This window comes from Rhizobium sp. NPDC090279 (genome assembly GCF_044769665.1).
Classification (GTDB): domain Bacteria; phylum Pseudomonadota; class Alphaproteobacteria; order Rhizobiales; family Rhizobiaceae; genus Rhizobium.
This window is the reverse complement of the sequence record NZ_JBIVYI010000001.1, coordinates 190504-203481: the sequence shown is the minus strand read 5'-3', so window position 1 is coordinate 203481 and position 12978 is coordinate 190504. Positions and strand designations below refer to the sequence as shown.

The 12978-nt window shown below is 61.6% G+C and carries 13 protein-coding genes; 11 read left to right on the top strand and 2 right to left on the bottom strand.

Annotated elements, in window-relative coordinates:
* Positions 1-11 precede the first annotated feature (11 nt).
* Positions 12-1226, bottom strand: a complete 1215-nt coding sequence (locus ACIQWP_RS00945; protein WP_402780957.1) for a dihydrolipoamide acetyltransferase family protein — start codon at positions 1224-1226, stop codon at positions 12-14.
* Between the two features lie 2 nt (positions 1227-1228).
* On the bottom strand, positions 1229-3307 hold the full coding sequence (locus tag ACIQWP_RS00940) for a transketolase C-terminal domain-containing protein (protein ID WP_402780954.1): 2079 nt from the start codon (positions 3305-3307) through the stop codon (positions 1229-1231).
* A 119-nt stretch (positions 3308-3426) separates the two neighbouring features.
* On the opposite strand from ACIQWP_RS00940, the gene ACIQWP_RS00935 reads away from it, so the two are divergent.
* The 11 genes from ACIQWP_RS00935 to ACIQWP_RS00885 all read left to right on the top strand — a co-directional run bounded on the left by ACIQWP_RS00935 (position 3427) and on the right by ACIQWP_RS00885 (position 12968).
* Positions 3427-3906 (top strand): Lrp/AsnC family transcriptional regulator, encoded by a 480-nt coding sequence (locus ACIQWP_RS00935; RefSeq protein ID WP_402780951.1) that lies wholly within the window; start codon positions 3427-3429, stop codon positions 3904-3906.
* 85 nt (positions 3907-3991) lie between these two features.
* Positions 3992-4882 (top strand): phenylacetic acid degradation operon negative regulatory protein PaaX, encoded by an 891-nt coding sequence (gene paaX / locus ACIQWP_RS00930; protein ID WP_402780948.1) that lies wholly within the window; start codon positions 3992-3994, stop codon positions 4880-4882.
* 297 nt (positions 4883-5179) lie between these two features.
* Entirely contained in the window at positions 5180-6187 is a 1008-nt protein-coding gene (gene paaA / locus ACIQWP_RS00925) for a 1,2-phenylacetyl-CoA epoxidase subunit PaaA (protein WP_402780945.1), read from the top strand.
* A gap of 30 nt (positions 6188-6217) precedes the next feature.
* The gene (gene paaB, locus ACIQWP_RS00920) at positions 6218-6502 is read left to right on the top strand and encodes a 1,2-phenylacetyl-CoA epoxidase subunit PaaB (protein ID WP_069061017.1); all 285 of its coding nucleotides are present in this window, start codon (positions 6218-6220) and stop codon (positions 6500-6502) included.
* The gene (paaC, locus tag ACIQWP_RS00915) at positions 6502-7284 is read left to right on the top strand and encodes a 1,2-phenylacetyl-CoA epoxidase subunit PaaC (RefSeq protein WP_402780942.1); all 783 of its coding nucleotides are present in this window, start codon (positions 6502-6504) and stop codon (positions 7282-7284) included. Before paaB ends, paaC begins: the two co-directional genes overlap by 1 nt.
* A 9-nt stretch (positions 7285-7293) precedes the next feature.
* Positions 7294-7818 (top strand): 1,2-phenylacetyl-CoA epoxidase subunit PaaD, encoded by a 525-nt coding sequence (paaD, locus tag ACIQWP_RS00910; RefSeq protein ID WP_402780939.1) that lies wholly within the window; start codon positions 7294-7296, stop codon positions 7816-7818.
* Between the two features lie 25 nt (positions 7819-7843).
* Positions 7844-8920 (top strand): 1,2-phenylacetyl-CoA epoxidase subunit PaaE, encoded by a 1077-nt coding sequence (gene paaE / locus ACIQWP_RS00905; RefSeq protein WP_402780936.1) that lies wholly within the window; start codon positions 7844-7846, stop codon positions 8918-8920.
* Positions 8921-8949: 29 nt separating this feature from the next.
* A complete protein-coding gene (locus ACIQWP_RS00900; protein WP_402780933.1) occupies positions 8950-9705 on the top strand; it encodes a Phenylacetic acid catabolic protein in 756 nt (251 codons plus the stop codon).
* A gap of 67 nt (positions 9706-9772) precedes the next feature.
* Positions 9773-11830 carry a phenylacetic acid degradation bifunctional protein PaaZ gene (gene paaZ, locus ACIQWP_RS00895; RefSeq protein WP_402780930.1) on the top strand — a complete coding sequence of 686 codons (2058 nt, stop codon included), beginning with the start codon at positions 9773-9775 and terminating at the stop codon, positions 11828-11830.
* 4 nt (positions 11831-11834) lie between these two features.
* Positions 11835-12353, top strand: coding sequence for an acyl-CoA thioesterase (locus ACIQWP_RS00890; RefSeq protein WP_402780927.1), 519 nt, complete (start codon positions 11835-11837; stop codon positions 12351-12353).
* Entirely contained in the window at positions 12354-12968 is a 615-nt protein-coding gene (locus tag ACIQWP_RS00885; RefSeq protein ID WP_402780924.1) for a phenylacetic acid degradation protein PaaY, read from the top strand.
* Positions 12969-12978: the final 10 nt, after the last annotated feature.

The following is a 12978-nucleotide window of genomic DNA, read 5'->3' as shown; positions in this document are numbered from 1 at the left end:
CTCCCTTGCATTCATTGAGGCCAGCTCTGCAGAATCCGTACGAATTCTGTCAGCCAGGCATTCGTTTGATGCCCGTCCAGGGAACGATGGTCAATCGTCAGGGATACATAGGCCATCGGACGGATTTGGATCGTATCGACCCCATCAACCTCCCGCACCACAACGCGCTTCTCCAGCTTGCCGATGCCGAGGATCGCCGATTGCGGCTGGTTGATGATGATGGGGGACGCGAGCAGCGAGCCTGAAACCCCATGATTGGAGATCGTGAATGTCCCGCCCTTCAGTTCGTCGGCCTTGAGCGCATTGGATCGCGCCCTGTTTGTCAGATCCTGGAGCCGGGCAGCGATTGTCTCAAGGGAGAGATTCTGCGCCTGCCGGATGGCCGGAGCGACCAGGCCCTTGTCGCCCAGTGCGATCCCGACGCCAATGCTGACGTCTTCGAATATCTCGAGGCCATCGTCATGCCACTGGCTGTTCACCTCCGGCACGGCCTGCATGGCGGCAACGGACGCCGCCACGAAGTAGGCGGTGTAGGACAGGTTTACGCCTTCGGCTTTCAGACGGTCCTTGTGGCCTTCGCGATGGCGCATGATCGCCGTGAAATCCGCCTCGAAGACGGCGGTGACTTGCGGTGCCGTCGCCAGCGATTGGGTCATGTGCCTTGCGATCGAAAGCCGCATGGCGGAATGGGGCACGATCCGGGATTTGCCGTCGGTCGGCGCTACCGGGAAAGGCTGCTCGGTCGCCGCCGGCTGCGATTGGGGAGCGGGTGGCCGAGATCTGCTGGCTTCCAGCGCGTGATCCATATCGGCGCGCGTGACCCGCCCGCCCATGCCGCTGCCTTTCAGGGCGGCGGGATCGATCCCGTGTTCCTCGGCCGCCTTGCGGACGGCAGGCGAATAATAACTGGAGGCTGTTGTCGCAGGCAGGAGCGGCTGCATCTGCGAAGGGGACGCCGTGGCCGCTTCTGCTGCGACGCCGATTGTTTCCACCCTCATTCGCCCAAGGATCGCTCCGGGTGCCGCATCATCGCCATCCTCCATGGCGATTTCGCTCAGGATGCCATCGCAAGGCGCAGCTATCTCCTGGGTAACCTTGTCGGTTTCCAGTTCGACCAGCGCATCGCCTTCCCGAACGCGATCGCCGATCTGCTTCAGCCAGTTGCGGACGACCGCCTTCGTGCCTTCCTGCTCGATCGGTGCCGTGATCTCGACGGTATTCGTCATTCCTAGAACTCCAGGATTTCGGCAATGCGCTTGGCGATCCGTTCTGTAGACGGTACGGCCCAGTCGAGAAGGACAGGGTTATGCGGGCTTGGAATATCGGGCATCGTCAGGCGGGAGACCGGGGCATCGAGATTCATGAATGCCTTGTCTGCAATGACGGCGGCAATCTCGGCGCCAAATCCCGCGGCCCCGAGATCCTCGTGAACGATCAGGCAGCGGTGCGTCTTGGCAACCGACGCAAGCACGGCCTCGTGATCCCAGGGCATCAGCGTACGGAGATCGATGATGTCGGCGGAGATGCCCTCGGCTGCTTCCTCGCAGCGATGCACCATGGCGCCCCAGGTGACGATGGTGATGTCGTCGCCGGTCCGCGTCAGCTTCGCCTTACCGAAGGGCAGTGCAAAATCGTCGCCAGGGTAAGAGCGGCGTGCCCATGCGTGATCGAGCATGGCCCTGTGTTCGAAGAAGATGACGGGGTCGTTGCCGCGGATCGACGTGCGCAGCAGGCCGACGGCATCCTCGGCATTCGAGGGAACCGCGACCTTCCAGCCGGGCTGGTGGACGAAGGCCACCTCATTGGTCTGGCTGTGCCAGGGATCGCCGCATTTGAAGAAGCCGCCCGGCATGCGGACAACGACCGGAGCCGCGAAGCGATTGTTGGTGCGCCAACGGATGGTGCCGCAATCGTTCAGCTGTTCGGTTGCCGGCTCCGCATACTTCCGGAACTGGATTTCGGGAACAGGAACGAGCCCGGCGAGCGCCATGCCGACCGCTCGGCCGATGATCCCCTCTTCGGATAGGGACGTATCGAAAACCCGATCGGTGCCGAATTTCTCCTGCATGCCGAGGGTCACCGCATGCACGCCGCCCTTGGGGCCGATATCCTCGCCGAACATGACCACGCGCTCGTTGATCGCCATCTCGTGTTCGAGTGTCCTGCGGATGGCGGTGACCATGTTGATGCGCGGGCCCGATGTCTCCGGCTCATCGGTCGTTACCGGGGACGCATAACCGGAGGGATGCTGGCCGCCCATGGTCTGCATGTCGCCATCGAAGAACACGTGGCGGGTCACGGAGGAGGGATTGGCAACAGGCCTGTCTTCGGCCGCTGCGCGGGCGCTTTCGGCCATCTCGCGCGCTTCGCTTTCGCAGGCGTTCCATTCCTCCATCGTCATCAAAGCGGGAATGAGAAAATCCTTCAGGCGCGGCAGGGGATCGCGCTCCCACTCCCGCCTCACCGTTTCCTCGCTCTTGTAGGTCTGCGTGTCCTGGAAGCTGTGGCCTTCCAGGCGCGGAACCGTCAACCGCAAGAGAGCGGGTTTGCGTTCATCCCGGACGAACGAGACCGCATCCTGAACAAGGTGTGCGGCCTCGGCCGGATCGCTGCCGTCGCCATCGAAGATTGCGAGGTTTTTCCAGCTTGCGAGATTGGCCGCAATATTCCCGCCCGGGGTCTGCACCGTCGAGGGCACGGAAATGCCGAAGCCGTTGTCCTCGATGTAGAACAGCATCGGCAGTGCTTGTGTCGTCGCGGCTGTCAGTGCTGCCCAGAAGCCATTCGAGGCGACGGAGCCATCGCCGCCGAGCACGACGCCGATATCCCTCGCATACTCCGTGCGCCCCAATGTGTTGGCGTAGTATTTCATCGCCTGCGCCCAGCCGGCCGTGGGCGTGTATTGCGCTCCGACGCCGCCGCACATGGGCAGGGCCGAGGCGCCCGAGCGGTTCGGATAATTGAAGACGACGCCGATATCCCGGCCGTCGGAATAGCCGCCGGCGCGGCCCATGGCGGAGCCTAGCGCATCGGCCGGGTCGACGCCGAGCGAGAGCAGCAGCGGCCGCGAGCGATAATAGCCGCAGGTGGCGTCGTGCAGGCCCGTCAGCTGCGTTCCCAGAAGGATTTGCGCCATGTCATGGCCGCGCGCGGAAAACTGATAGAGAACCTTCTTTTCCGGAACGAGACGCTTCTCCTCCATCTCGTCGAGGGCTCTGGAGAGATGGACGAGATAGGCCACTCTGCGCCAGTCGATGCGATCGTCGGGCAAGTTCCGCTCGTGGTTTCTTACGGCTAGCTGGGCCATGCGTTTCTCCTCCATATGGCCACACGATTCTAATTCAGAACACCCGCAGTATTCCTTTCAATTTTGTAGGTCTTGCCATAGAATTTGAAATATTCGTTTCATAAGTGATGGATTCTTGAATGGAAGATTTTGATCTCGATCACGTTGACCGAGTGATCCTTCGAGTGCTGCAGGAAGAGGCGGACATAAGCCAGGCGGCGCTTGCCGAAAAGGTCGGCGCGTCACCCGCTTCGTGCTGGAGAAGAATAAAGGCGCTGGAGAGCACGGGCGTGCTGGGCAAGACAGTTCGCCTCGTCGATCCCGACAAGATCGGCAAGGGTCTCAATGTTTTCTGCCAGGTCAAGATGAAGACCCACGATCCCGCGACCCGCCGCGACTTCGAACAATTCATAGCGAGCTATCGCGAGGTGCTCGAATGCTATTCCATGTCGGGTGAGTGGGATTATCTCATCCGCGCCGTTGTCGCCGACGTCCGGGAATATGAAGGGCTTTTGATGCGCGGTATCCTGACGCACGAAGCCGTATTGAGTTCATCGTCGCACTTCTCGCTGAAATGCGTCAAATACACGACGGCGCTGCCGACGAATGTCACACGATAGAAGCCTCCAGCTGCGCTCGCCTTGAACATTGCAAGCATCTCACGCTAATAAGCCCCAACGATTGCAGATGCGGAGCAGGGCTGGATTGTCGGCTGATAACGTCAAACTCGAAGATGATTTGAACGCAGCGGTCACGGCGCTCCTCGTCGACCTGCCCATCAAGGCTGCGAGTTTCATCGTCACGATTTATGGCGATGTCGTCGAGCCACGTGGCGGTGTCGTCTGGATCGGCAACCTCATCGAGACATGCAAAAGCGTAGGCATTACCGAAACGCTGGTGCGGACCGCGGTGTCTCGATTGGTCACGGCCGGTCAGCTTGCGGGAGAGCGGGAAGGGCGCCGCAGCTACTACAGGCTGACGGACGCGGCCCAGGCGGAATTCGCAGAGGCCGCCAGCCTCTTCTACGGGCCGGAGCCTGTTGTCCGCTGGCAGTTTATCCTGATCAACGGACCCGCTCCGGAGGAAATCATGCAAGGCCTCGAGCGGGATGGCTTTGCCAGGCTCGGCCCGCGTCTCGCGATGGGAACGCATCCGGCGCCGCCTTTGCCGGGACGTGTCGTCGTCTTCGACGCCCAGCTTGCGACTGAGAACGGCGCCCTGAGAGAGTTTGCGGAGGAGGCCTGGAACCTGACGCGTTTCGCCGACGCCTATAGCGAATTTACCGTGCGATTCGGCTCATTTTCGCAGCAGGTTGGAGATTGTGTGGCTCTATCGCCCTTCGATTGCCTGATTGCGCGGCTGCTGCTCGTCCACCAATATCGCTTGATCATGCTGCGCGAACCGCATCTTCCCAAGTCTGCCCTGCCGGCCAATTGGCCGGGCGAAGAGGCGCGGCGGCTGTTTGCCGATCTCTATTCGCTGCTGTCGAAGAGGGCCGACAGCTATGTTGGCCGCCGTTTCGTCAATGAGACTGGCAAGCTTCAGGAGGCTACGCCGGCGAGCCAAAATCGGCTCGATCGCCTCAAGTCTCGCTAAAAGATCAATCCGGTCAGTGACATAGCGTCGCGGTTGTTTCGCGGTAATCTCCTGTCATTTCAAATGTCACAGAAAATTCAGAAAATTCATTTGAATTGTGACATATCGCGTGCTAATACAGTGACCGTTCGGTCGATTAATTCTTGATCGCCGAATGGAGGTTTCGTGGAGGAGAACGTGAAACAGGCCTATAGTGGTGGTGTGGTTGTGCTTCAGCTTGGCTGAAGGCGACAAGGCAACCATAGGCCTGCGATCATTCTCGAGCGCGTCGGAAGCGCGAAGACGGAGGAAAGATCAATGTATGCACAGATGGTGAAAACCGACGGCACCCGCATCCGTTCCCTCGACGAGATGGACCCTCAGGAGCGCGCCTTTCAGGAGCGCGTTGATGCCGGCCAGAAGATCGAGCCGAAGGAATGGATGCCGGAAGGCTATCGCAAGACGCTGATCCGTCAGATCAGCCAGCACGCCCATTCCGAAATCGTCGGCCAGCTTCCCGAGGGCAACTGGATTAGCCGTGCCCCGACGCTGGAGCGCAAGGCGATCCTGCTTGCCAAGGTGCAGGACGAAGCCGGCCACGGCCTCTATCTCTACTGTGCCGCCGAGACGCTCGGCATCAGCCGCGACGAGATGTATGAGCAGCTGCATTCCGGCAAGGCCAAATATTCCTCGATCTTCAACTATCCGACGCTCACTTGGGCCGATATCGGCGCGATCGGCTGGCTGGTCGATGGTGCGGCGATCATGAACCAGGTGCCGCTGCAGCGCTGTTCCTACGGCCCCTATTCGCGGGCCATGATCCGCATCTGCAAGGAAGAAAGCTTCCATCAGCGCCAGGGCTTCGATGTCCTCATGAAGATGGCGAGGAAGGGCACGCCGGCGCAGAAGGCCATGGTGCAGGATGCGCTGAACCGGTGGTGGTGGCCGTCGCTGATGATGTTCGGCCCTTCCGACGACGCCTCCGTGCATTCGGCCCAGTCGATGGCTTGGAAGATCAAGCAGAATTCCAACGACGAGCTGCGCCAGAAATTCGTCGACCAGACCGTGCCGCAGGCCGAATATCTCGGCCTGACCGTCCCCGATCCCGCGCTGAAATGGAACGAGGAAAAGGGCGGCTACGATTTCGGCGAGCCGGACTGGGAAGAGTTCTTCAACGTGATCGCCGGCAACGGCCCCTGCAATGCGGAACGTCTCAATGCCCGCAAGCAGGCCTGGGACGATGGTGCTTGGTTCCGCGACGGCCTGACGGCCCATGCCGAGAAGATGGCCGAGCGCCGCGCCGCCGCAAAGATCGCCGCCGAATAGGACGGCCGGAAAATTCAGGGAGTGAGAAACATGTCGAGCGAATGGCCGCTTTGGGAAGTCTTCATCCGGGGTCAGCACGGCCTTAACCATCGCCATGTCGGCAGCCTGCATGCACCCGATGCCGAGATGGCGATCAACAATGCGCGTGATGTCTATACGCGCCGCAACGAAGGCGTCAGCATCTGGGTCGTGCGCTCGTCCGAGATCACCGCCAGCGCGCCTTCCGAAAAAGGTCCTCTGTTCGATCCGTCCAATTCGAAGGTCTATCGTCACCCGACCTTCTTCGACATTCCGGATGAAGTGGGGCACATGTGATGGCGACGGCGACCCTTGAGCCGGCGGTCGAGCAGGCCGCTCTCGTCGAATTCCTCCTGCGCATCGGCGACAACACGCTGATCCTCGGCCATCGCGTTTCCGAATGGTGCGGCCGCGGGCCGGCGCTGGAGGAGGACATCGCGCTTGCCAACACGGCTCTCGACCTCATCGGCCAGACGCAGCTCTGGCTCGGTCTGGCGGGCGAGGTGGAAGGCAAGGGCCGCTCGGCGGATAATCTTGCCTATCTGCGCGATGGTTTCGAGTTCCGCAACATCCTGCTCGTCGAGCGCCCCAACGGCGATTTCGGTAAGACGCTGATGCGGCAATTCCTCTTTGACGCCTGGCACTATCTGTTGCTGAAGGCTTTGAAGGGCTCGAGCGACCGGCGCATCGCCGAGATTGCGGAAAAGGCTTTCAAGGAAGTTTCCTATCACCTCGATCGCAGCAGCGATCTCATTATCCGCCTCGGCGACGGCACGGCCGAAAGCCATCGCCGCATGCAGGAGGCGCTCGACGATCTCTGGGCCTTCACGGGCGAAATGTTCATCGGTGATGCGTCCGATACAGCGCTGGCACAGGCCGGCATAATCCCGGAACCGCAAAGCCTCAAATCCGGCTGGGACGAGATCGTCTCTGATACGCTCACGGAAGCGACGCTCAAGCGTCCGGCGGATGGCTACATGCACAAGGGCGGTCTGCGCGGCGTTCACACGGAGCATCTTGGCTATATCCTCACGGAGCTGCAGTTCCTGCAGCGCGCCTATCCGGGCGCGACCTGGTAGGAGGCGGCAATGGCGACCGCGCTTCATCCTTCGGTCGACGAGGTCTGGCATTGGTTGTCCGAGGTGCCGGACCCGGAAATCCCGGTGATTTCGCTGACCGATCTCGGCATCATCCGCGATGTCGGCTGGCAGGAAGATACGCTTGTCGTCACGGTAACGCCGACCTATTCGGGCTGTCCCGCAACGACCGTGATCAATCTCGATATCGAGCGGGCACTGGCCGAAAAAGGTCTCGACCGGGTTCGTCTTGAGCGCCGGCTGTCGCCTGCCTGGACGACGGATTGGATCAGCGCGGAGGGCCGCGAGAAGCTGCGCGCCTACGGCATCGTGCCGCCGATCGACGGCACGGCTGCAGACGGCGTTTTGATGAAACGCATCGACCGGCTTGCCGGCCGCTCGAACCTCACCATCGCCTGCCCGCGCTGCGGATCGGCAGCTACGGAAAAGATCAGTCAGTTCGGTTCGACGCCCTGCAAGGCGAGCTATCGCTGCACCGACTGTCTGGAACCGTTCGACTATTTCAAGTGCATTTGACCCCATCAGGACAAGGCCCGTATTCATGGCACGTTTTCATTCCCTGACCGTCACCGATGTTCGCCGCGAGACGCGTGATGCGGTCGTCGTCACGCTTGCGCCATCCGACGAGGACCGGGCCGTCTTCGATTTCACGCAGGGCCAGTATCTGACCTTTCGCCGCCAGTTCGATGATGAGGAGCTGCGCCGCTCCTATTCGATCTGCGCCGGCAAGGATGAGGGCGTGCTGAAGGTCGGCATCAAGCGCGTGGATGGCGGCTGCTTCTCGACCTGGATCAATGAGAACCTCAAAGCTGGCGACACGCTGGAAGCCATGCCGCCGATGGGCGCCTTCTTCACCGCGATCGAGCCTGACGTCGCAAGGCACTATCTCGGCTTTGCCGGCGGCAGCGGCATCACGCCGGTTCTCTCGATCATCAAGACGGTGCTGGCGCGCGAACCGCGCTCGGTCTTCACGCTGGTTTACGCCAACAGGCAGATCAGTTCGATCATGTTTCGCGAAGAGCTTGATGATCTCAAGAACCTCTATCTCGGCCGCTTGTCCGTGCTGCATGTTCTCGAAAGCGAGGCGCAGGAGATCGATCTTTTCACGGGGCGGATCGATGCGGATAAATGCAAGGCGCTCTTCAGAAGCTGGATCGATCTGAAGTCGGTCGCGACAGCCTTCATCTGCGGTCCTGAGCCGATGATGCTGGCAATCGCCGCAGCGCTCCGAGAGCACGGGATGCGCGACGACCAGATCAAGTTCGAACTCTTCGCCTCTTCGCAGCCGGGCCGTGCCCGCCGCAAGGTAGAGAGTGCAGCCGCAGCCGATCATGGCACGAGCTGCGAGGCGACCGTAACGCTCGATGGCGCAACGCGCGTCTTCAAGTTTCCCAAGCATGGCCAGTGCCTGCTCGACGCCGCGCTCGAAAATGCGATGGATGTGCCCTACGCCTGCAAGGCCGGGGTCTGCTCGACCTGTCGCGCCAAGGTGCTGGAAGGCGAGGTCGAGATGGAGGTCAATCACGCGCTCGAGGATTACGAAGTGCGCCAGGGCTATGTGCTGACCTGTCAGTGCTATCCGCTCACGGATCGCATCGTCGTCAGCTACGACCAGTAAGCGCGTCCGCATCGAAGGGAGGAATAAAGATGTCCGAGACGATGCCGATCGAGCAATATCTGGAGGAGGGCGGCGTGCTGTCTTCGCCCGACAACGTACCTGCCCGCTATCGCGGCGAATTGCTGCGGCTGATGGCGAGCTTCGTCGATAGCGAACTGGCCGGCTCCGCCGGTTTTGCCGATATCATCAACGATGCACCCGGCATTCAGGAGCGCATTTCCGCGGCGCGGATCGTGCTGGAAAAGACCGACCATGCCGGCCAGGTGCTGAAGATCATGGAGACTTTCGGGGTCGATGGCGGCCGCTATGCCGTCCATCATCCCTGGGCCGTACGGCTCTCTCGCGAGGCCGATATCGGCGCCGTCAGGCAGGGTGGCGACATGCGGCTTTCTGTCTTCCACTATCCGCTTGAAGGCTGGGTGGATGCTGTCGTCATGAATGTACTGATGGGCGCTGCCAGCGTCGTGCAGCTGAAAGAGCTCGCACGTGTCTCCTACCAGCCACTTGCCGAAGTCTTCCGAGCCATCCTGCCGCGCGAAAAGCGGCATGCGGAACTAGGCGTCGCGGGCCTTGCCCGCGTCGTTGCCGGGGATGAGGGGCGGGCGAAGGCGCTAGCTTCGGCCGCCTATTGGTATCCCCGCGTTGCCGCAAGCTTCGGCCATGCCGGCTCCACCCGCTTCGAAACATTGTCGCGCTTCGGCCTTCGCCATACGCCCAACGAAACCCTGCTTGCCGACTGGCGGGCCGATGTCGATGCGCAGCTGTCTGCGCTCGGATTGAATTGAGCAATTCGGGGAAAGCGCTTGGCCTTTCCGTTCGGGTTGCCGGACAAGATGAAGGAAGGAAATTCGAATGAACATCATGGCAAACCGGCCACGTCGGCTTGAAAGCTACGTCGGCGGCGCGTGGGTCGCCGGCGCCAAGGAGGGCGTGCCGCTGCTCGATGCTTCGACCGGCGTGCCCGTCGCGTTTATCGATTCCTCCGGCATCGATTTCAAGCAGACCTTGGCATATGGCCGCGACAAGGGTGGCCCGGCGCTGAGGCGCATGTCCTTCCATGAGCGCGCTGCGATGCTAAAGGCGCTCGGTCAGGCGCTGCTTGAGAGAAAGGATGAATTCTATGCGCTCTCGACGGCGACCGGTGCGACGCGCCCTGATAGCTGGGTCGATATCGAAGGCGGCATCGGAACCCTGCTGTCCTACGCATCCAAGGGCAGGAGGGAGCTGCCGAATGCGCGTGTGCTGCTCGATGGCGATGTGGAGCAGCTGTCGAAGGATCAGAGCTTTTCCGCACAGCATATTTTGAGCCCGCTGCAAGGCGTCGCGGTTCATATCAACGCTTTCAACTTCCCTTGCTGGGGCATGCTGGAAAAGGTCGCGCCGACCTTGCTGGCCGGCGTCCCCGCCATCGTCAAGCCGGCAAGCCAGACGGCTTATCTTACCGAACTCATGGTTCGCCGCATCATCGAGACCGGCCTGCTGCCGGAAGGTGCGCTGCAGCTTGTTTGCGGCTCCGTCGGCGATCTTCTGGACCATGTCGAAGGTCAGGACGTCGTGACCTTCACCGGGTCTGCGGCCACCGGCCAGCGTCTGAAGACACACAAGGCGATCATCGAAAATTCCGTGCGCTTCACCATGGAGGCCGACAGCCTCAATGCGGCCGTCCTCGGTCTCGATGCGGCGCCCGGCACGGAGGAATTCGACCTCTTCGTCAAGGAAGTCGCCCGCGAGATGACGGTCAAAGCCGGTCAGAAATGCACGGCCATCCGCCGGGTCATCGCGCCCCGGGCCTATAGCGAAGCGCTGATCGAAGCTTTGAACGATCGCCTCGGCAAGATGGCGATCGGCAATCCTACCGATGAGACGGTTCGCATGGGGCCGCTTGCAAGCCTCGACCAGCGCGAAGAAGTGCGGGCGCGCATTCGAGACCTTGCCACCGAGGCGGAGATCGTTGGCGGCGATCCGGATAATCCGCGCGTCGTGTCCGGCGATGCAAGCGCCGGCGCCTTTCTCAATCCTGTGCTGCTCTATTGCGACAAGCCCGGCTCGGCACGTGCCGTTCACGATGTAGAAGCCTTCGGCCCGGTCAGCACCGTCATGCCCTATGATACGGCGGAGGAGGCGGTCGATCTGGCGCGTCGCGGCAAGGGCAGCCTCGTGGCATCCGTCTTCACCAACGATCTGCAATTCGCCGAGGAGGTCGTTCTCGGTCTTGCGCCGTTCCATGGCCGCGTGATGATCGGCAACCGCGCCAGTGCCAAGAGCTCCACGGGCCATGGCTCGCCTCTGCCAGGCCTGGTTCACGGTGGCCCCGGCCGTGCCGGCGGCGGCGAGGAACTCGGCGGTATTCGCGGCGTGAAGCATTATATGCAACGCACCGCCGTGCAGGGCACTCCACGCCTTCTCTCAGCAGTGACGGGTCGCTGGATGGACGGCGCGGATGCCCGTACCGACAGCGAGCATCCGTTCCGCAAGTCGCTCGCCGAACTCAAGATCGGCGACCAGCTCATCACCGCCACCCGCACTGTCACACTCGACGATATCGAGCATTTTGCCAGTTTTACCGGTGACACGTTCTATGCCCATATGGACGAGGAGGCGGCCAAGGCCAATCCATTCTTCGACGGCCGCGTGGCGCATGGCTATCTCATCGTCTCGTTCGCCGCTGGCCTTTTCGTCGATCCGGCTCCGGGTCCGGTTCTAGCAAACTACGGTGTCGACAATCTGCGCTTCCTGACACCGGTCAATCCGGGTGATACGCTTCAGGTGCAGTTGACCTGCAAGGAGATCAATCCCCGCATCAATGCCGAGCATGGCGAGGTGCGCTGGGATTGCAGGGTAACGAACCAGCTGGATGCCGTCGTCGCGCAATATGACGTCCTGACGATGGTGGCGAAAACGAGAGAGTGAGTTGATGACGACGATCGAGCAAGACCCGCATCGCCTGGAAATGACCGTGCTGATGACGCCCGACATGGCGAATTTCAGCGGCAAGGTGCATGGCGGTGCCCTTCTGAACCTGCTCGATCGTGTCGCCTTCTCCTGCGCGTCGCGTTATTCCAAGCAATATGCGGTGACGCTGTCGGTCGATCAGGTGCTGTTCAAGGAGCCGATCAATGTCGGCGAACTCGTTACCTTCCGCGCGTCGATCAACGATACCGGCCGTACCTCCATGGAAGTCGGCATCCGGGTCGAGGCGGAGGATATTCGTTCCGGCCAGCGCCGCCACACCAATTCCTGTTATTTCACCATGGTTGCCGTCGACGAGGCCGGCCGCCCCGTCCGCGTGCCGGAGCTGGTGCCGGCAACGCCGGTCGATGTCAGGCGGCACAAGGCCGCCCAGCTTCGCCGCACCTTGCGTCGCGAATTTGCGCAGCGGCTGGAATCCGTGGCGGAGACCGGACATGATGTCGAGGGAATGGGAGCCGACTGAATGGCGCAAATCTATTCCTATGACGGTGTGATCCCGGTCATCGACCCCGCAGCCTTCGTGCATCCGGCGGCAACCGTCATCGGCGACGTCATCATCGGCCCGGCCTGCTATGTCGGGCCGGGTGCCGTGCTGCGTGGCGATTTCGGACGCATCGTGCTCGAGCGCGGCTCCAATGTGCAGGAGACCTGCGTCGTGCACAGCTTTCCGAATCTAGAAGTCACCATCGGGGAAGCGGGGCACATCGGCCATGGTGCGGTGCTACATGGCTGCCGCATCGGCGCCAATGCCATGGTCGGCATGAATGCCGTCATCATGGACGAGGCCGTAGTTGGCGAGAATGCTATCGTGGCCGCGATGGCATTCGTCAAGGCCGGCGCCGAAATCCCGGCAAACAGCCTTGCGGTCGGCTCGCCAGCGCGTGTCGTGCGCGACTTGACGCCGGAAGAGATCGCCTGGAAGCGCCAGGGCACCGCCATCTATCAGCGCCTGGCGCTCGAGGCGAAGGAAAAGCTGGTAGCCGTCGAGCCCCTGACTGCGCCCGAGCCGGATCGCCGCCGCATCCGCGCACCGGAATACGATCCCCTTATTCTCGAAAGAATGAAGCTCGGCAACTGACCGGCTGCGT